The organism is Kitasatospora sp. NBC_01560 (genome assembly GCF_045208415.1).
GTDB lineage: Bacteria > Actinomycetota > Actinomycetes > Streptomycetales > Streptomycetaceae > Kitasatospora.
Genome location: NZ_CP109364.1, coordinates 3583451 through 3601630, shown reverse-complemented (window position 1 = coordinate 3601630; position 18180 = coordinate 3583451). Strand labels below are relative to the sequence as shown.

18 protein-coding genes are annotated in these 18180 nt (G+C 72.7%); 7 read left to right on the top strand and 11 right to left on the bottom strand.

Annotated elements, in window-relative coordinates; translation table 11 throughout:
- Positions 1-37 precede the first annotated feature (37 nt).
- Together OH807_RS15430 and OH807_RS15425 are read right to left on the bottom strand one after the other, a co-directional pair.
- Entirely contained in the window at positions 38-466 is a 429-nt protein-coding gene (locus tag OH807_RS15430) for a hypothetical protein (RefSeq protein ID WP_406198830.1), read from the bottom strand.
- A gap of 172 nt (positions 467-638) precedes the next feature.
- The gene (locus OH807_RS15425) at positions 639-1409 is read right to left on the bottom strand and encodes a CDP-alcohol phosphatidyltransferase family protein (RefSeq protein WP_406198827.1); all 771 of its coding nucleotides are present in this window, start codon (positions 1407-1409) and stop codon (positions 639-641) included.
- Between the two features lie 93 nt (positions 1410-1502).
- Here OH807_RS15425 and OH807_RS15420 point away from each other — a divergent pair, with 93 nt between their 5' ends.
- A complete protein-coding gene (locus OH807_RS15420) occupies positions 1503-1919 on the top strand; it encodes a GNAT family N-acetyltransferase (protein WP_406198825.1) in 417 nt (138 codons plus the stop codon).
- A gap of 34 nt (positions 1920-1953) precedes the next feature.
- Here the strand turns inward: OH807_RS15420 and OH807_RS15415 are convergent, their stop codons facing one another.
- From OH807_RS15415 to OH807_RS15395, 5 genes are all read right to left on the bottom strand, one after another.
- Positions 1954-2658 (bottom strand): YidC/Oxa1 family membrane protein insertase, encoded by a 705-nt coding sequence (locus tag OH807_RS15415; RefSeq protein WP_406198823.1) that lies wholly within the window; start codon positions 2656-2658, stop codon positions 1954-1956.
- Positions 2659-2766: 108 nt separating this feature from the next.
- On the bottom strand, positions 2767-3060 hold the full coding sequence (locus tag OH807_RS15410; protein WP_406198821.1) for a DUF6412 domain-containing protein: 294 nt from the start codon (positions 3058-3060) through the stop codon (positions 2767-2769).
- A 76-nt stretch (positions 3061-3136) separates the two neighbouring features.
- Positions 3137-3604, bottom strand: coding sequence for a hypothetical protein (locus OH807_RS15405; protein ID WP_406198819.1), 468 nt, complete (start codon positions 3602-3604; stop codon positions 3137-3139).
- Between the two features lie 53 nt (positions 3605-3657).
- The gene (locus tag OH807_RS15400) at positions 3658-5127 is read right to left on the bottom strand and encodes a hypothetical protein (RefSeq protein ID WP_406198817.1); all 1470 of its coding nucleotides are present in this window, start codon (positions 5125-5127) and stop codon (positions 3658-3660) included.
- Between the two features lie 3 nt (positions 5128-5130).
- On the bottom strand, positions 5131-5550 hold the full coding sequence (locus OH807_RS15395; protein WP_406198815.1) for a WXG100 family type VII secretion target: 420 nt from the start codon (positions 5548-5550) through the stop codon (positions 5131-5133).
- A gap of 133 nt (positions 5551-5683) precedes the next feature.
- Between OH807_RS15395 and OH807_RS15390 the strand changes: the two genes are divergently transcribed.
- Together OH807_RS15390 and OH807_RS15385 are read left to right on the top strand one after the other, a co-directional pair.
- Positions 5684-5968, top strand: coding sequence for a type II toxin-antitoxin system Phd/YefM family antitoxin (locus OH807_RS15390; RefSeq protein WP_406198813.1), 285 nt, complete (start codon positions 5684-5686; stop codon positions 5966-5968).
- Positions 5961-6383 carry a type II toxin-antitoxin system VapC family toxin gene (locus OH807_RS15385; RefSeq protein ID WP_406198811.1) on the top strand — a complete coding sequence of 141 codons (423 nt, stop codon included), beginning with the start codon at positions 5961-5963 and terminating at the stop codon, positions 6381-6383. The genes OH807_RS15390 and OH807_RS15385 overlap by 8 nt, the downstream gene beginning before the upstream one ends.
- Positions 6384-6496: 113 nt before the next feature.
- On the opposite strand, the gene OH807_RS15380 is transcribed toward OH807_RS15385, so the two are convergent.
- Both OH807_RS15380 and OH807_RS15375 read right to left on the bottom strand, forming a co-directional pair.
- Positions 6497-7594, bottom strand: a complete 1098-nt coding sequence (locus OH807_RS15380) for a Gfo/Idh/MocA family oxidoreductase (RefSeq protein WP_406198808.1) — start codon at positions 7592-7594, stop codon at positions 6497-6499.
- A gap of 138 nt (positions 7595-7732) precedes the next feature.
- Positions 7733-8845, bottom strand: coding sequence for a lytic polysaccharide monooxygenase (locus OH807_RS15375; RefSeq protein WP_406198806.1), 1113 nt, complete (start codon positions 8843-8845; stop codon positions 7733-7735).
- Between the two features lie 485 nt (positions 8846-9330).
- On the opposite strand from OH807_RS15375, the gene OH807_RS15370 reads away from it, so the two are divergent.
- The 4 genes from OH807_RS15370 to OH807_RS15355 all read left to right on the top strand — a co-directional run bounded on the left by OH807_RS15370 (position 9331) and on the right by OH807_RS15355 (position 13542).
- Positions 9331-10110 carry an HAD-IIA family hydrolase gene (locus OH807_RS15370; protein ID WP_406198803.1) on the top strand — a complete coding sequence of 260 codons (780 nt, stop codon included), beginning with the start codon at positions 9331-9333 and terminating at the stop codon, positions 10108-10110.
- A gap of 88 nt (positions 10111-10198) precedes the next feature.
- Positions 10199-11404, top strand: coding sequence for a low temperature requirement protein A (locus OH807_RS15365; protein ID WP_406198800.1), 1206 nt, complete (start codon positions 10199-10201; stop codon positions 11402-11404).
- A 121-nt stretch (positions 11405-11525) separates the two neighbouring features.
- Entirely contained in the window at positions 11526-12254 is a 729-nt protein-coding gene (locus OH807_RS15360; RefSeq protein WP_406198798.1) for a uracil-DNA glycosylase, read from the top strand.
- Between the two features lie 175 nt (positions 12255-12429).
- Entirely contained in the window at positions 12430-13542 is a 1113-nt protein-coding gene (locus OH807_RS15355; RefSeq protein WP_406210993.1) for a glycoside hydrolase family 6 protein, read from the top strand.
- 60 nt (positions 13543-13602) lie between these two features.
- Here the strand turns inward: OH807_RS15355 and OH807_RS15350 are convergent, their stop codons facing one another.
- Positions 13603-15534: a galactose oxidase-like domain-containing protein gene (locus tag OH807_RS15350; protein ID WP_406198795.1), complete on the bottom strand. Its 1932-nt coding sequence runs from the start codon at positions 15532-15534 to the stop codon at positions 13603-13605.
- A gap of 149 nt (positions 15535-15683) precedes the next feature.
- Positions 15684-17738 carry a glycosyltransferase family 2 protein gene (locus OH807_RS15345; RefSeq protein ID WP_406198793.1) on the bottom strand — a complete coding sequence of 685 codons (2055 nt, stop codon included), beginning with the start codon at positions 17736-17738 and terminating at the stop codon, positions 15684-15686.
- Positions 17739-18180 lie beyond the last annotated feature (442 nt).

Here is an 18180-nt window from a genome sequence, read left to right as displayed (position 1 = left end):
GCTGAGTGCGAGGTGGTGGTCGAGCGGCGGTCTGCGGCTACCGGCTCATGTGCGGGCCGGACTTCCCGGTGAAGGGGAAGAGCGGATAGCCCTCGAAGCAACGCCCGTCGGGCTGGAAGTAGGGCCAGTCCATTCCCGCTCGGTACAGCGCCGTCAGGGCGACGGCCGCGAAGACCGGCGCCAGCCAGTTGACGGCCCGGCCACCCGGGAGCGGGTGTCTGCGCAGGAGGGCCATGAGAAGGACGAGAATGACGGTCATGGCCAGCCACACCGCCGGCATCGTGCCGAAGTTCAGGCCGATGTTGTTGCTGAAGTTGTTTCCGAGCGGGCAGTCGTTCCAGGCCCGAACCGTGAACCACGTGCCGACGATCACGCCGACGGTGGCCAGTGCGGGTGCGAGGAGGTATTGGCCGCAGCTGGCTCGGTCGGAGGCGGAATCCTGGCTTGGGTGATCCGACTTCTCCATGGTCCGTCCCCGGGTCCGGGGCGGCAGGGGAGCCGCCGCAGTCAGTCACGCCGGACTCGGTCCGGACGGTTCCGCTCCGCCGCCGAGTGTTCGGGCTCGGAGTGTCGGAAGGGTGGGCGGGTCCGTCCGGCCCCGGCCGCCCTGTCATCGGCGGCGTGAAGGAATCTGCTGCTCAGCGCAGGCGTGAGGAGGAGAGGATCGACGCCAGGTGGGCGACGACCATGCCCCAGGTGATCACCGCGATGGCGGCGAGGGCAATCCGGGTCGGGCCGATGTTCCCGACGGCGGCGTCCGCGACCGCCGTCGCCAGCAGCACCAGGGAGGCCTCGATGCCGTTGGTCACCCGGTGGATCTTGAACACGGAAGCGAGTCGCCGGGCCGTCGCGATGCCCTGCGAACGCGGCTGGGTCGACTCCTCGTCGGCCGGCAGCAGGCCGCTGCGGGCCCGCGCCACGTCCACCAGGTCCGTCGACGCCTTCAGTAGCACCACACCCAGCGCCGTCGCCAGCCCGACCGACACCCACAGCTCCGAGCCGCCGCGCGCCGCCCGCACCCCGGCCCCGATCATCAGCGCCGCGTCGGCCAGGTAGGCGCCGAGCCGGTCGACGTACACGCCCGCCGTGCTGAACTGACGCTTCCAGCGGGCCACCTCGCCGTCGACGCAGTCGAACAGCAGGAAGCCCTGGAACAGCAGCGCCGCCAGCACCGCACCCGTCAGCCCGGGGATCAGCAGAGCGGCCCCCGCGCCGACACCGCAGACCACCATCACCCAGGTCAGCGTGTTCGGCGAGACGGACGTCCGCACCAGCTGCCGCGTCGTCCGCAGCGAGATCGCCCGCATGTACAGGCGGCCCGCCCAGTGCTCGCCGTTGCGGCTCTGCAGCTTGGCCTGCGGCTGGCAGACCTCTCGGAGCTCGGCCAACGGCGGGGCAGCGACCTTCACGAATTCCTCCACCTGTCCGGCCGGACCAGAACGATCACCAAAGGCTACGACCTGCCTTGACCGGCGTCCGGGCCGGGGCTTCGATATCCGGATATGGAGATTCGCCGCGTCACCCGGGCCGCCGACGTCGCCGCCGCCGGACACCTCTTCGACAGCCCCCCGCTGCCGGAGGCCACCGCCCGCTTCCTCGCCGACGACCGGCACCACCTGTTGATCGCCTACGTCGACGACGTGCCGGCGGGCATGGTCACCGGGGTCGAGATGACCCACCCGGACAAGGGCACCGAGCTGTTCCTCTACGAGCTGGGCGTCGACGAGCCGTTCCGGGGCCGCGGCATCGGGCGGGCCCTGACGGCCGCGCTCGCGGAGCTGTCCCGCGAGCGCGGCTGCCACGGGCTGTGGACGGTGACCGAGGAGGAGAACACCGCCGCCCGCGCCACGTACCGCAGTGCGGGCGGCGAACCGGCGCCGGGCCAGGCGGTGTACGTCTGGGACTTCGAGGAGTCCTGACCGGCGTGCGCCGCCACCTGGCGGCACCGGGCCCTCAGACGAGTGCGGGCATCGCCGGCACCGGTGCACCGCGGTGCAGCCAGGCACGCTCGGCGGCGGACCAGGCGGACGTGGTCAGCAGGTAGACGGCGGCCGCCAGCGGCACCAGCGCGGCGAACAGCACCGTGCCGAACGACAGGTACGGCATGAACGCCAGCGCGGGCTGCGCGGCCTGCCCGGCCTGCTGCGGGGCGGCGGCCTGCGCCCGACGGGCCCGCCGGAAGTTGACGTACCCCACCGCGGCCAGCCCCGCGTAGAGGACGCCGAAGACCACCCACTGGGCCACGTCCTGCGCACCGCCCACGTGCAGGCCCAGCGGGACGCCGAACAGGGTGTGGCCGAGCAGGTCGTTCGGGGTGGTGAACAGCCGGTACATCACCGAGAAGAACGGGATCTGCACCAGCATCGGCAGGCACCCGGCGAACGGCGAGGCCTTCTCCTCCTTGTACAGCTCCGCCAGCGCGGCCTGGAGCTTCTCCGGCTTGCCCTTGTGCTTGCGGTTCAACTCGGAGACCTTCGGCGCGAGCCGCGCCCGGGCCTTCTCCCCGCGCGCCGCCGCCCGCGCCAGCGGGTGCAGGGCGAGCCGGACGCAGACGGTGAACAGGACGATCGCCAGGGTGGTCGGCACCAGCTGGGCGAGAGCGGCGACGACATCGTGAGCCAGGCCGACGGCCGGGTCGAGGACAGCGAAAAGGGACATGGTGAAGCGAGCCCTCCGGGGTCTCAGCGTCTCGTGACATGAGTGATCACACGAGTGATCGACGGAGGACGGCCGCGTTCAACGGCTCTGGGAAACAAGCAGATGGAACTACGCGGCCGCCGGGGCCGCTCCCGGCGCCCTGGGGCGTCGCTTGCCCCTGGCGTCCGGGTCACGCTGCGGAAGGAATGCCGTCCGGAACGCGCGTCTGCGCAGCGTCCCGTCCCGCACGGCGGCCGGTGCCCGCGCGCCGAGCAGCCGGGCGACGACCATCGTCCCCGCCACCGCCCCGGCCAGCAGCACCACCGCGGCGGCAGCAGCCACCGACGTCAGCGACCCGCCCTCGGCGAGCGCCTCCCCGGTCAGCACCCGGAGCAGCCCGAGCAGCATCGCGACGAATCCCACGGTGCGCTCCTCTCTGCTCTCCCCGGTGACCGGCATCAGCCGTTGACGACGATGGTACGGCCTCCGGGGCCCGGAGTCAGGGGGTGTTCATGGCGTACACCCACACCTGGGTGGATCCGTCCGCCGCGGGCGCGAGCCAGACGGTGGTGCTGACAGCCTCGTGCGCGGGGGGCCGCAACTCGAATTCGCCCTCACGCAGTGAGGACGAGGCGGCGGGGTCCGGCGCCCCGACGCGCCGAAGCCCCTCCAGTGCGACGTTCTGTACGGAGCTGGTCCCGGTCCACCGTTCGATCCCGAGCCCTGCCGCGAACCCGTCGACCTCGCCGGGCGGAAGTCGGAAGGAGAGGACGGCCGCATCGTCCTGCAGACCGTTCAGGTATCCCCAGCGGAGGTCGACGGCCGTGGCGGGCGTCCGGAGGCCGGCGAAATCCACGACCTGGGTCGATGCCACCCCGCTGTCCCAGGTGGCCGACGCCTGTTCGAATCGGGAGTACATGCGGATGGACAGCGCCAGCAGGGTGATGACCGCCACGGTCGTGCTCACGACGAGCCCGATGACCAAGCGGCGCCGCCGCGTCCCGCGTCGGGGCCGGGTGCTCACCGTGGCTGCCGTCCCGGGTCGGTGGCCGTGCCTTCTCGATCGGTGTGGCGCTCACCGGTTCCGGCGGGCGGCGTGGCGGAACCGTCACCGACGGATCGGCTCGACACTGTGCTGTTCCCCTTGATGTCGAACTCCCGAGCCATGCCGGTCTGGTGCAGCTTGGCCATGTCGCTGTCCGTGATGTTCGTGCCGGCGATGTCGGTCGACTTGCCCGGGTCCCAGTTGTACCGGTCCCAGACGTTGACCTGGTACTGCATGGAGACCACCGGTTCGCCGTTCGACCCGGGCTTCACCGTGACAAGGCCCGAGACGACGCAGGCTTGGCTCCCTATCGCGGTGAACCAGTTCGGCTGTGCGTCCTGGTCGAATGTGTAGTCGTTCTCCTGGGTCCGCGCGGTCTCCACCGGCACGGCCACCGGTGATCCCCCGGCCTTCCGATAGGCGTCCAGGGCTGTCTGTCGCCAGGCGGCGTCGTTCGTGGTCAGCAGTCCTTGCACGTGGCTACGGAACCTCGCGTCCTCTCGCAGCATGCGATCCACGTCGACGCCGACCGGCGTGCCGCTTCCGTCCAGGTAGTGCTGCATGTGCCGGGCCGCGTCCTCCCGGCCGGAGAAGGTACCGCCGAGGACCAGCCCTTCGGCCAGGGCGGCGATCCGCACTTCGTCGACGCCGGACGTTCGGGAGTTGAACGGCCCTGCCCCACTGTCCGGTGCCCTCCACCGGTACGTCGGGTCCAGCACACCCGCCTCGGCCAACTGTGCCGGTGCCATCTCCATGAGCTGCGCCCGGACTGCGGGATCGACGGTCGCCCACCAGGCCGGGACGGCGTTGCGGTCCTTCGGCATGCCGACCGCGCCCATGACGTCGGCCCGGGCGTCGGCGACGGCGGTGGTGCGGGTGGCGGGGTTCACCTCGTCCGGGTTGATCGTGCGCAGTGACGCGGCGGCCGTCGCGTCGGCCTCGGTGGCGGCGGCGACCGCCTTGCGCATGGTTTCGACGTGCTGCTGGACTTCGTCCCACGTCCGTTTCCGGTAGGCGATCGCGTCGGGGTCGTTGCGTTCCCCGGGCGGCAGGTCGGGCAGGGTGACCGTGCCGTCCTCGGCGACGGCCGCGCCGAGCGACTCGGTGTCGGTGATGGCCCGGAGGAGGTTCTGCCGGGCCTCGGCGAAGGCCGACCGGGCACGGCGCAGGGTGGCGGTGACGGCCAGCGCCTCGTAGTGGAAGGCGCTCAGTTCGTCGGCGAGCAGGCCGATCTCGCGGGTGGCCTCGTCCGCGGCGGCACCGGTCCAGGGCCGGTGCCCGGAGGGGGCGTACGGGTTCGGTCCGGCGCCGGTCAGTGGCCGGAGGATCCCGGACCGCACTTGCGTGGCGACCTGCTCGACGTGGCCGGACACGCTGTTCCAGGTGTCGCCGGCGCGGTCCATCGGTTCGACGCTGGTGTGGCGCAGCTGCGCGAAGGTCACCACGGTTCACTGCGCCTTGAACGGGGCCGCGGCGGAGCCGTCGGTGGCCCGGTAGCCGGCGGCGGTGGCGTCCAGGCGGTCGGCGGTCATGCCGAGCCGGTGGTCGAGGCTCGTCCAGCGGGCCTTCCACCAGGTGAGGACCTGGGACAGCGCGGTTCCCGTTCCCCAGCCGTCGGCGAGGGCCCCGACCGCGGCCGTGGTGTCGGTCTCGACGTGGCCGAGGGAGTACCTGAGCTCTCCCTGGAGGTGCCGGGCGGTGCCGGCGGCCTGCCGGAGCGCGTCCGGTTCGACGTGCAGTGCCGGGCCGGCCGCTGGTGTGCCCGACCACGGTCCCGTCCCCCCGACGGTGCCCGGAACGGCGGCCGACGGCGGGCCGTCCTGGCCGTAGAGCCACGGGTTCTGTTGGGCTTCGGTGCGGTCGGTCATCCAGGCCCCCCTGTGTGATGAGTCGATGGTCGGACGTTAACGCACCGTCCGTGCGGGCGTAGGGCGATTTGCCGATGTCGATGCCGATGTCGGCGCCGTAGCCAGCAGTGCTACACGGGGCTACCTTGGAAGGGTGAAGACGATTACCCAGCGGGAGTTCCGGAACAACTCCGCCGCGGTGATGGACGCGGTGGAGGCGGGCGAGACCTTCCACATCACCAGGAACGGGGTCGAGGTCGCCGAGCTGCGCCCGGTGGCGGGGCGGCGGCGGCTCACGGCGGAGGAGCTGGTGGCGCGGCACGTGAAGCTGCCGCGGGTCGACCACCAGCAGATGCGCAAGGAGGCCGAGGAGTACTTCGGGCCCGAGGAGCTGGTGGGGGACGAGGGCGACGACCCGTTCGAGCGGCGGCGTGGCTGAGCGGCGCAGGGCGTCCCGGCGGCGGCCGGCCGGGGTGCTGGACACCTGCGTCTACATCGATCTGGCGCTGCTCAACCCGACCGAGCTGCCGGCCGTCCCCGAGCTGACCGCGATCACCTTCGCCGAGCTGCAGCAGGGCGTCTCGATGGCCCGCGACCCGGCGAGCCGGGCCGCGCGGCTAGAGGTGCTGGGGGCCGCGATGGCGGACTTCGACCCGCTGCCGTTCGACGCGGCGGCCGCCGCCCGGTACGGGACGCTGGTCACGCTCACCATCGCCGCCGGGCGCCAGCCTCGCCCGCGCCGGATCGACCTGATGATCGCCGCCGTTGCCTCCGCCCACGGGCTGCCGCTGTACACGCGCAACGTCGCGGACTTCCGGGGGCTGGGCGCGGCCGTGGAGATCATCGGGATCTGAGCCGGGGCGGGCCCGCCCGTCCGCCCGCCCCGGTCCGCGCGCCCCGGTCCGCCCGGCCCGGTCCGCCCGGCCCGATACGCCCGCCCCCGGGCCGGGGACCGCAGGGACGGGGGTCAGCCGAGGTCGAGGCGGACGGTCGTCCCCGTGGCGGCGGAGGTGCGGGCGGCCTCCAGGACGGTGAGGGTGGCGACGGCGTCGTGCGGGTCGACCGGGGGCGGGGTGCCGGGGGTGGCCAGGGCGGCGGCGATCCCCGCGTAGTAGGCGGGGTAGTCGCCCGGGTCGGTGGGGATCGGGGTCGCGGACTCGTCGGTGCCCAGGGTGCCGTACTGGGCAGGCGTGTCGGCACCCCAGGGACGGGCGCCGCCCGGCCGCTGTCCGGCGCGGAGGTCGCCCTCCTGCGGGTCCATGCCGGACTTCACGTAGCCGGCGGCGTCGCCGAGCACCCGCAGCCGGGGGCCGACCAGCGGGGTGATGGCGCTGGTCCACAGGTGCGAGCGGGTGCCGGAGGTGTGGGTGAGGGCGAGGAAGGCGTCGTCGTCGACCACCGCGCCGTCCCGGCGGACGTCGATCTCGGCGTAGACCGTCTCGACCGGGCCGAACAGGGCGAGTGCCTGGTCGACGAGGTGGCTGCCCAGGTCGTACAGCGTGCCGCCGACCTCGGCCGGGTCCGCCAGCTCGCGCCAGCCGGCCTTGGGCTTGGGCCGGAACCGTTCGAACCGGGACTCGAAGCGGTGCACGCGCCCGAGTGCGCCCTCGCGGACCAGGCGGGCGGCGGTGAGGAAGTCGCCGTCCCAGCGGCGGTTCTGGAAGACGGAGAGCAGGACGCCGGCGGACTCGGCGAGCCGGCAGAGCTCCAGCGCATCGGCGGCGGTGGCGGCCAGTGGCTTGTCGACCACGGTGGGCAGCCCGGCGCGCAGCGCGGCCCGGGCGAGCGGCACGTGGGTGCGGTTGGGGGAGGCGATGACGACGAGGTCGAGCGCGTCGGCATCGGCGAGCAGCTGCTCAGGGGTGTCGACGGCGCGGGCGTCGGGGTGCTCCCGGTGCAGCTGGGCGCGGCGGTCGGGGTTGGCGGTGACCACTGCGTCCAGCCGGAGCCCGGGGGTGGTGGCGATCAGCGGGGCATGGAAGGCGGAGCCGGCCAGGCCGTAGCCGATCAGGCCGACGCGGAAGGGGCCGTCGTGGTGGCGGGGAGGGCGCGAGGAGGGGCTCATGCGCCCTACTCAATCACGCGGTGCCCGGTTGGCCCCGGTTTCGGTACTGCTGTGGTGACGGGTCAGCAGGGCGGCATTCGGGCCCGTCCGGTGGGGCGTGCCGGGGGCCCAGGGTGCCGTGCGCCCGGTGCCCCGGGGTCAGCGGGCGTGTGTGCCGCGGCTGCGGCTGCTGCGGCGCTGGCGGTGGAGGACGGCGACGGTCGCGCCGGCGAGCAGGAGGGCGGAGCCGACCGAGGCGAGGATGCCGAGCGAGCGGTCGGACCCGGTCTGGGCGAGACGGTCCGCGGCTGCGGGCGCGACGGTGGAGGGAATGGCGGCGGTGGCCGCGACCGGGGCAGTAGTGGCCGGAGCGGACGGGGGCGCGGTGGTGACGGCGGCCGTCGGGGCGGGGGTGGCTGCTGGGGCGGGGGTGGCTGCGCCGCCGTGGTCGTGTCCGGTGGGGTGGCCGGCCTGGCCCGGGTCGGCCGTCCCACCGGGCGCCGGTGCGGACGGGCCCGTGGGCGAGCCCGCGGACGAGCCGGTGGACGGGCCGGTGGACGGGCCGGTGGACGGGGCTGCGGGCGTCGACGTCGGTGCGCTGCCGCTCCCGTCGAAGACGACGTCCGAGCAGGAGTAGAACGCCTCCGGACTGTCCGAGCGCTGCCAGATCGCGTAGACCAGCTGGCGCCCGGTCCGCCCGGCCGGCACCCTGCCCGGCAGGACGTAGGAGCCGTCCACCAGCTGCGGGTCGGTGACCGTCAGGAAGGGCTGCGGTTCCAGGTTCGCCCAGGTCAGGGGCTTGGTGGGGGAGTAACTGCCATTGGTGATGAAGAGCTGGAACGTCCCCTTGTGCGGGGCGGTCGCGCGGTAGCGGAAGGTGAAGTCGGCGCCCGCGGTGAGGTTGGTGGCGGGCCAGTCGGCGCGCGGCAGGTCCAGGCCCTTGTACGTCTCGGAGCCGGCGCTGCACAGCTTGCCGTCCGGGATCAGCTCGCGGTGGCGCCCGGCGGCGTCGCCGATCCGCAGGCTCATCCAGTCGTACAGCGCCGCGGTGCCGCCGGCTGCCACGGCCGCCCGGCAGGCCGCCGACTTCGGCTGCTCGGCGCCCTCCAGGTAGCAGCCCTCGACCCGGCTGAGCGGGTTCTGCAGCGAACCGTGGGCGGCGGCCGGGGTGCTGCCGAGGCCGACGGTGAGGCCTGCGACGGTCAGGACGGCGAGGGTGGTGAGGGCGGCGGGGGCGCTGGGGGCGCTGGGGAGACGACGGCGCACGGGCATGGCGGGGGGACTCCTTCGAGGGAGTGCGGTGAGGGTGGTGCCGTTCACGCTAGCCGTGCGGTGCGGGCGTGCTGAGGGGCAATCAGTGCGGTTAGGGGCGTCTTAAGGAGCCGTTGAGACGGGTGTCGCGACGGTCCGGCGACGGTCCGGCGACGGTGCCGGGGCGGCGCGGGGGTGGTCCGGTGACGGTCCGACGGCGGGTCGGTGGTGGTCCGGGGGCGGCCGTGTCCCGCCCCACGGTCCGTGCCGGGCCTGCGTCCCGGTGGGCGGGACATGCTGCAGTCGACCTGGTGTGCGGATTAGGCTGTGTCCCGTTGGGGCAGCCAGCAGTACCCCCGGCGGTCCGGTGTCCCGAGGAGGGGCCGGCCGGTGGGAGGCGCAACGGTGACGGCGGTGCGCCGCAGATTTCGTACGACCATCGCAAGTCGTCGCAAGGGCGGGAGACGGCCCGGGCGACACGTCGCAAGACTTCGGGAGACACGCACGTGGCAGACCGCAAGCCCATCGAGTCCTGGCTGACCGACATGGACGGGGTCCTCATCCACGAGGGCACGCCGATCCCCGGCGCGGAGGAGTTCCTGCGTCGGCTGCGGGAGTCCGGCAAGCCGTTCCTGGTGCTGACCAACAACTCCATCTACACCCCGCGCGACCTCAGCGCCCGCCTGGCCGGCATGGGCCTGGAGGTGCCGGAGGAGTGCATCTGGACGTCGGCCCTGGCCACCGCGAAGTTCCTCAAGGGCCAGCGCCCGGGCGGCACCGCGTACGTGATCGGCGAGGCGGGCCTCACCACCGCGCTGTACCAGGCCGGCTACGTGCTGACCGACAACAACCCGGACTACGTCGTCCTCGGCGAGACCAGGACGTACAGCTTCGAGGCGCTCACCAAGGCGATCCGCCTGATCAACCAGGGTGCCCGCTTCATCTGCACCAACCCGGACGAGACCGGCCCCTCCACCGAGGGCGTGCTGCCGGCCACCGGTTCGGTCGCGGCGCTGATCACCAAGGCGACCGGCGTCGAGCCGTACTTCGTCGGCAAGCCCAACCCGCTGATGATGCGCGAGGCGCTGAACTCGGCCGGGGCCCACTCGGAGACCGCCGTCATGATCGGCGACCGGATGGACACCGACATCGTGGCGGGCATGGAGGCCGGGATGGAGACCATCCTGGTGCTCACCGGCCTCACCGCCGCCGCCGACGTGGAGCGGTTCCCGTACCGGCCGACCCGGGTGGTCAACTCGATCGCGGACCTCGTCGAGCTGATCTAGCCTCGGCGCAGCTGTACCGGGCCCCGCCCTGGCCGACGGCCGGGAGTGGGGCCCGTCTTCGTGCTCATCGCAGAAGGGGGCGGACGAGATGAGCAGTCCTGTCGGTGACGGGGCAGGAGCGGAGGAGAAGCGGGTCACCTGGGCCGAGCTCTACTTCGACCTGGTCTTCGTCTTCGCGATCACGCAGGTCTCCGGCCTGCTGCACCACCACCACGACCCGGGCGGCATCGCGCGGGCCCTGGTGGTCTTCGTGCCGGTCTACTGGTGCTGGGTCGGCACCACCGTGCAGGCCAACATCCGGGACGTGGACACCCCGCGGGACCGTCTCGGCATCCTCGCCGTCGGGCTGGCCGGCCTCTTCATGGCCCTGGCCGTGCCCGGCGCGTACGAGGGCCGGGGCGTGCTGCTCGGTGTCGGCTACTGGGCGGCCCGGGTGGTGCTGTTGCTGATGCTGATCCGCGTCCCGGGCGTCTGGCGCGGGCCCTACGGGGTGGGCGTGCTGGTCAGCGGGCCGCTGCTGGTGGCGGGCGGCCTGCTGCCGGAGGGCCCGCGGCTGGTGCTCTGGTCGCTCGCGGCGCTCTGCGACCTCTCCGGGCCGGTGCTGTTCCGCAGCCGGCTGGCCCGGGTGGCCTACCACCCGGCGCACATGCCGGAGCGGTTCGCGCTGTTCCTGCTGGTGGCGCTCGGCGAGTCGATCGTCGGGATCGGCGCCACGGCCGCCGGTGCCCGGCTCGACGCCGCCGAACTGGTCTCGGTGGCGGCGGCGTTCACCATCTCCGGCGGGCTCTGGTGGCAGTACTTCGTCTTCGCGGCGGATGCCATGCGGCACGCCGTCACCGTCGCGGACTCGCGCCGGGACGTGATCCGGCGGGTCTTCCAGTACGGGCACCTGGCGCTGGTGGCCGGGGTGATCGCGGTCGCGGTCGGCTTCGGCGAGACGGTCGCCGACCCGCGGCGGGCGCTGGGCGCGGGCTCGGTGGCACTGCTGTACGGCGGTTGCGGGCTCTATCTGCTGACCTTCGGCTACACCCGGTGGATGATGTTCCGCGCCGTGTCGACGACGCGGATCGTGGCGGCGGTGGTGGTGCTGGGGCTCGCCCCGGCGATGGTGCGGCTGCCGGCGATCGCGGTGCTGGTGGTGCCGGCGGTGCTGCTGGTGGCGCTGAACGTGGTCGAGCACCTGCGGGTGGGGCGCGCGGCGGCCGGGGCGGCGGCGCCGGTTCCGGCTCCGGCGGTCGAGACGGTTGTGGTGGGTTCTGTGGAGGCCGTCCCTGCTCCGGCTCCGGCGGAGTGAAGTGTCGGTGGGCCTGTGTAGCGTTCGGGGTGGAAAGAGGGCGTGCGGCGCAAGGGCCGCGGTGCGCCCGCGGGTCGGGGCGGTGCGGCGGTGAGCGGCCGTCCGGTGGGAGGTTGATGTCGTGACGGACACGGTCGAGGCGGGCGTGGGCGAGGTCGGAGAAACGGCCGGGCTGGAGCTGCCCGAGTCCTGGCACGAGGTGCTGGGTGCCGAGACGGAGAAGCCGTACTTCGCCGAGCTGGCGGCCTTCGTGGCGGGCGAGCGGGCGCAGCACCAGGTCTTCCCGCCGAGCGGGCAGGAGTTCTCCGCGCTGGAGGCCACCCCGTACGAGAAGGTCCGCGTGCTCGTCCTCGGCCAGGACCCGTACCACGACGACGGCCAGGCCCACGGCATGAGCTTCTCCGTGCTGCCTGGCACCAGGACGCCGCCGTCGCTGCGCAACATCTTCAAGGAGCTGGACGCCGACCTCGGCATCCCGGCCCCGGACAACGGCTACCTGATGCACTGGGCCGAGCAGGGTGTGCTGCTGCTCAACGCGGTGCTCACGGTGCGCGCGCACGAGGCGAACTCGCACAAGGCCAAGGGCTGGGAGAAGTTCACCGATGCGGTGATCAAGGCGGTGAGTGCGCGCGAGGAGCCGGTGGTCTTCGTGCTCTGGGGCAACTACGCGAAGAAGAAGCTGCCGCTGATCGACACCACCAAGCACGTGGTGGTCCAGGGCGCGCACCCGTCGCCGCTCTCCGCCAAGCTGTTCCTCGGCAGCCGCCCGTTCTCGCAGATCAACGAGGCGCTGGACGGCTTCGGCGTCGACGCGATCGACTGGCGGGTGCCGGACCTCAAGCAGGGCTGACCGGCCCGGCGGCGGGCCGACGCTTCGTCCGCCCGCCGCCGCCCGCCGTTCACCGGCCACGGCCGCCGGCCGGTACCCGGTGTGCGAAGCTGGGGCCTGACCAGGTCGCCGGACCAGGTCAGGGGAGGGGCGGCACGTGCGCCGGGTAGGGCGAGGAGTCGGGTTCCGGTTGGCCGTGGGGGCGGCAGCGCTGGGGCTGACGGCAGTCATGGCCGGCTGCAACGGCAGCGGGACGGCCGGGAGTTCGGGCAGCGGATCCGGTACGACGGCGGGTACGGCTGCGGCCGGATCGGGTGCGTCGCCGGGAGCGTCCGGTACGTCGGGCGGTACGGGGGGCGCGAGTGGCGCGGGTGGCGCGAGTGGTGCAGGCGGGGCGTCCGGGGGGACGGCCGGGGGCGGGCTCGCCCAGCTGCCCGGGCAGACCTTCTACGTCTCCGATCAGACCTCCGCCGCCCGGCAGTTCGTCGCCCTGCGCGACCAGGGCCGCACGGCCGAGGCCGATACCCTGCTGAAGATCGCCGCCCAGCCCTCCTCGCAGTGGCTCGGCGACCAGGCGGCCAGGGGCATCGCCGAGCAGGTGAGCCGCCGCGCCGCCGCCGCGGACCGCACACCGGTCTTCGTCGCGTACAACATCCCGCACCGCGACTGCGGCCAGTACTCGGCCGGCGGGGCGGCGGACGCCGAGGCCTACCGTTCCTGGATCACCGGGCTGGCCGAGGCCCTCGGCGACCGCAGGGCGTGGGTGGTCCTGGAGCCGGACGCCGTCGCCCACACCCTGGACACCTGCGGCGTGAAGGGCACGGCCGCGGCCGAACGGTACGGCCTGCTGGCCTTCGCCGTGCAGGAGTTGAAGAAGCGGCCCCAGGTGCGGGTCTACCTCGACGCGGGCAACCCCGGCTGGGCGCAGGACCCTTCGGCGATGGCGGAGGCCCTGCGCAAGTCCGGGGTCGCGGTGGCGGACGGCTTCGCCGTCAACGTCTCCAACTTCTACGGCACCGACCGGAACGCGGCGTACGGCGCCGAGCTCTCCGCCGCACTGGGCGGGAAGCACTTCGTGATCGACACCAGCCGGAACGGCAACGGCCCGCTGAGCAGCGAGGCCTGGTGCAACCCGGCCGGCCGCGCGCTCGGCGAGCCGCCCACCTCCGGGACGGGACGGGCCGGCGTCGACGCCTACCTGTGGATCAAGAACCCCGGCGAGTCCGACGGCGAGTGCGGCCGCGGCGAGCCCCGGGCGGGCGAGTTCTGGCTGTCGTACGCGCTCGGGCTCGCCCGCGGCGGCGCGTGACCGGCCGGGCCGGAGCTGTGCGGGCGCCGGGGACGGGGTCCGTCACGCGGTGACCTTGATTCACGCGGTGACCTTGATCCAGCGGGCGACGGACGGAGTGCCCGCGCTGTCCGTCACGAACAGCATGTACCAGCCCGGCGGGAGCAGGTCGGGATTGGCCGGCAGGGTGAGCGCCACGCCGCCGTCCGCGCGCGCACCCACGGTCAGGGCCACCGAGCGCTGCTCGACGTCGGTCGCGTGCGTCACCGAACTCGGCCGGATCACCTTGGCGGTGGCGATGCCGTCCGCCGCGGGGGACTTCACCGTGATGGTGGAGCCGAGCCGGGTCACCGCCGGGGCGTCCGTCAGCTGCGGGCGCGCGCCGTGGAACAGGTACGGCGGCGTGTAGATCTCGATCCGCTGCTCGAAGGTGCCCGGCTCGGTGTCGGCCTTGTCGGCGAAGAGCGGATCGGAGCCGAGCACCACCACCCGGCCGTCGGGCAGCAGCAACGCCTCGGAGTGGTAGTCGCGTCCGACGGTCGGCTCGGCGGCGGTGCTGAAGCTGTTCGTGTCGGGGTGGTAGACCTGCGCCTTCAGCAGGTCGCTGCGGTGCTTCCCCCGGTAGTCGCCGGAGCCGCCGGTGGTGAACACGGTGTCGTCCGGCAGGATCACGCTGTTGAGGTACCTCGTCCCGCCGGCCGGCAGGTCGGGGCCCGGGGTGAAGGCCGGCCGGGCGGCGGAGAGGTCGGCGATGTCCGTGCGGGCGGTGGAGAGCGGCGACTCGCCGACCCCGCCACCGCCCAGCACCATCACCTTCTGCGCCTGGGCGGGCGGCAGCAGCACGGAGGACGAGGTCTCGGTGAGGGTGGGGTCCCGAAGGCCCGGGACGGGGTGGAAGCTGTTGTCCCGCAAGTCCCAGAGGCCCGGCTCACGGCCCTTGTCGGCGGGGCCGTAGCCGGCGTTGGAGCCGGAGTAGAAGAGCTTGCCGGACGCGGTCAGGAAGATCGACGGGTAGGTGGGGAAGTACCGGTCGGGCGCCTTCGACCAGGTCTTGGCCGCCGGGTCGTAGATCTCGTTGTCGTTGCCGCTCAGGATCTGCCCTGTGTCGTCCAGGCCGGAGACGGTGACCACCCGCCCGTCGCCCAGCCCGGTCAGCGTCGGGTACCAGCGGGCGTACGCCATGTCGGTGACCTGCTCGTACAGTTCGGTGTCCGGGTTGAACTCGAAGGCGGCGCGGATGCCCTGGAAGTCCTGCTTCTCCAGGGTCAGGTGGTCGGCCGTGCCGTAGAGGTTGCGGGCGTCGGCGCCGCTCAGGCCCTTGATCGTGTACTGGGCGGGGGAGTTGTTCACGGACGCGCCGCCCTGGGCCACCGCCTCGACGAACACGTGCTGCTCGCCGGCACTGACGACCGTCCGGTCCCCGGCGCCGGTCTTCACCGCGGCCGGCACGGTCACCTCGGCGGTGGACGCGTACTCGCGGCCGTTCGGCCCGGTGAACACGGTGCCCTTGGGAAACGTCCTTGCCGCCTCCGGGTTCTCGTTGCGCACCCGCATGGTGCCGGCGGCCTTCTTCACCGCGCCGTCCAGCGCCTCGTAGCGCCGGGTACCGCCGGCCACCAGCAGCCGGCCGTCCGGCAGCGCGGTGTGGCCGCCGCAGAACATGTCCGCAGGGGTCGGGACCGGCTTGTAGGTGTTCTTCACCGGATCCCAGAGCAGGCTCTTGAAGCTGCCCGCGTCGAAGTTGCGCTGGTTGTTGCCGGAACCGGCGACGATCAGGATCTTCCCGGTGCGCAGCAGGCTCGCATGGATCGCGTTGATCCGGAACTCGGCGGGGAGGACGACGGTCTGCCAGTGGCCGTACGCGGCCTTGTACTCCGGGCGGCTGATCACGTACGCGTGGTACTGCTCGTTGGCGAAGCCGAGGACGGCGGGCGCGTTCATCCCGGCCACGGTCAGCGCGACCGTGCTGCCGAGGGCGAAGCGCCTGGTGCGTCCGGCGTTGCGGATCTTCACGGTGGTGGTCCCCTCCTGCGGTGCGGTGTTGCCTGCGGGTGCGGGTGCGGGTGCGGGTGCGGGTGCGGGTGCAGTGTTGGTGCGGTGCGGTGCGGTGCGGTGCGGCGTGTGGGTGTGGTGCTGCCTGCGGTTGGGTGCGGGGCGGCGGGTCAGCGGGTGGCGGTGGGGGCCGGGGTGGGGCCGGTGCGGTGTTGCGGTGGAACGGTCGGCGCTCCGGGTACCCCGTGGCCCGGCGTGGCGGCGGCGGTTGCCGTGGTTGCCGCTGTGGGCGTCGCTGTGGGCGTCGCTGTGGTCGTCGCCGTCGTCGTGGTGCCGGTGACGGAGAGGGTCGACGTCGGCCGGGCCCGCCGGCGCCGGACGGCGTCCGCGGCGAGCACGAGCATCGGCAGCAGGCTGAGCAGGAGCGCCAGGCAGGCCCAGGTCCGCATGGCGACGTGGTCGTACCCGGTGAAGAAGGAGGCGGCGACCGCGCCGCCGAAGACCAGCGCCCAGAACAGGTGGATCCGGAAGGTCCGCAACCGGTCGGCGCTGGCGGAGTCGCCCTTCGGGGTCACCACGAAGCGACTGCGGAGACGAAGCGCCGCTTGCAGAAACGATGCTGCATAGATGGGCCCGCAGAGCGCGGACATCACCATGCCCGCCACACCCGACGACCCGGCCGGCTCGTGCGGGCTCACGTTGTGCTTCCGGTTCCACGTGTAGAGCAGGACCTGCAGGGCGGCCGCGTCGCTGTACAGCATCATCCAGATCTCGGACGACACGTGGACGCCCGACGCCCCGAACCCCAGGTAGAGCACGCTGGACACCCCGCCGAGCAGCCAGGTCAGCGCCGCCATCGGGTAGAAGCAGAGCATCAGCGTGTAGTTCAGCAGCCGTCCGGGTGACAGCCGCCAGGCCGCTCGCCAGTACTGGCGGAGCAGTGTCTCGTAGGTGCCCCGGCTCCAGCGCAGTTGCTGGGAGAAGAAGTCGGTCCAGGACGACGGGCCCTCGCCGACCGCCAGCACGTCCGGCGTGTACACCGACCGCCAGCGCGCGCCGGTGGCCGGATTCCGGCGGGAGTGGAACTCCAGGCCCGTCGCCATGTCCTCCGTGATCGAGTCGGAGAGCCCGCCGATCGACTGCAGGGCGCTGATCCGGACGGCGTTGTTGGTGCCGACGAACATCGGTGCGCCGTAACGGTTCCCGGCCCGCTGGATCAGCGCGTGGAAGAGGAACTGCTGGCTCTCCGAGAGCTTGGTGACCGCCGACCCCGAACTGCGGTAGTTCCCGTACACCTGCGGCCCGACCACGAACGCCACGTCCGGATCGCGGAAGTAGCCGAGCATCCGCTCGCAGAACTCGGGCAGCGGGACGTGGTCGGTGTCCACCGAGACCCAGAAGTCGTAACCGCCGCCGTGGGCCTGCAGCCAGCTGTTGTAGTTGCCGTGCTTGGTCCGGGCGCGGAAGCGCCCCTCGGCCCGGTTCCACCCGTCGACGTCGCGGCGGCTGAAGTGCTGCACACCCAGATCGGCGCAGAGCGCGCGCATGGCAGGATCGTTTCCCTCGTCGAGCAGCCACACGTCGTACGGGCCGTCGTGCCGGACGGCCAGCGCGGCGGCGAGCGTGGTGCGCACCATCTCCGGCGGCTCCTTGCCCGGCACACAGGTGGTGAGGAAGGCGACCCGGGTGCCCGCCTCGGGCGTGACCGGCACGGGGTCGCGGGCGACCAGGGTTGCGTGGGTGTTGGAGACGACGTTGACCAGCCGGAACGCCTCGACCACCGCGATGATGCCGATCATCACCTTGTCGCCGATCAGCAGCCAGGCGTGCGTCTCGCCGGGGCGCACCGGCCAGTGGTCCGGCAGCAGCAGCCAGACCAGCAGCACCCCCTCCACCAGCGGAGCGGCGAGCAGCAGCAGCGCCGCCCTGATCCGGTGCGGCTCGCGGCGCAGCAGGCTTCGGTACTGGACGCGGTAGGGGTCGGCGGACGTCGCCGGCTCCCCGGGCGTGCCGGCCGGTCCGGCCAGACGGCTGAAGTGGGCGTAGTCGTACGGGGCTTCGGGGACGGCTATGGAACGCAGGTCGTCCGCGTGGGCCGAACGCAGGTCGTTCGCGTCGGCGGAACGCAGGCCCGGCGCTCCGGCGCCGGGGGCCCGGGTGTGTGCTTGCGCTTCGGCGAGTGTCCGGGCTTCGGTGTCCGGCCGGCGTGAGAACGGCTTGACCATGTGCGGCTCCCCCCGTGGGCCGGCCGTGCGTACCGGCCCGTTCGTCCGTGCTCCGACCGGGGGTGTACGACGCGAGGTGCCCGCGCCGCGTGTCGCGCGCGGGGATCGACCGCTCCCCCCGGAGCTTTGCTTTCGCAGCTTTCGAAGCAGAACACCGTCCGGTCGGCTGTGCCGTTTCCGGACGGTTTCCGGACTGTCAATCAGTAAAACGTATACGATCGATTGTGTTGCGCGGACCTGTCGCTGCCTCGAATGCCGGATCCCGGTGCGCTCTCCGGACTCCCTTCCGGGGGCGCGGGATCCTCGGCGACCCCAACTCTCCCGGGTCGCCGGTGTGATCGCAACCGATCCGGGAAATGATCATTGCACAAGCATGAAGATATGACCGTTCCCGGCCAATCACCCTGCAGCTGATGCTATTGAGTGGGATTCACGCGTCAGT

Excerpts from the sequence above, each read along its gene's own strand:
- OH807_RS15430 (WP_406198830.1), bottom strand. The coding sequence starts at position 466 with ATGGAGAAGTCGGATCACCCAAGCCAGGATTCCGCCTCCGACCGAGCC.
- OH807_RS15420 (WP_406198825.1), top strand. The coding sequence starts at position 1,503 with ATGGAGATTCGCCGCGTCACCCGGGCCGCCGACGTCGCCGCCGCCGGA.
- OH807_RS15415 (WP_406198823.1), bottom strand. The coding sequence starts at position 2,658 with ATGTCCCTTTTCGCTGTCCTCGACCCGGCCGTCGGCCTGGCTCACGAT.
- OH807_RS15395 (WP_406198815.1), bottom strand. The coding sequence starts at position 5,550 with ATGACCGACCGCACCGAAGCCCAACAGAACCCGTGGCTCTACGGCCAG.
- OH807_RS15380 (WP_406198808.1), bottom strand. The coding sequence starts at position 7,594 with ATGAGCCCCTCCTCGCGCCCTCCCCGCCACCACGACGGCCCCTTCCGC.
- OH807_RS15375 (WP_406198806.1), bottom strand. The coding sequence starts at position 8,845 with ATGCCCGTGCGCCGTCGTCTCCCCAGCGCCCCCAGCGCCCCCGCCGCC.
- OH807_RS15365 (WP_406198800.1), top strand. The coding sequence starts at position 10,199 with ATGAGCAGTCCTGTCGGTGACGGGGCAGGAGCGGAGGAGAAGCGGGTC.
- OH807_RS15345 (WP_406198793.1), bottom strand. The coding sequence starts at position 17,738 with ATGGTCAAGCCGTTCTCACGCCGGCCGGACACCGAAGCCCGGACACTC.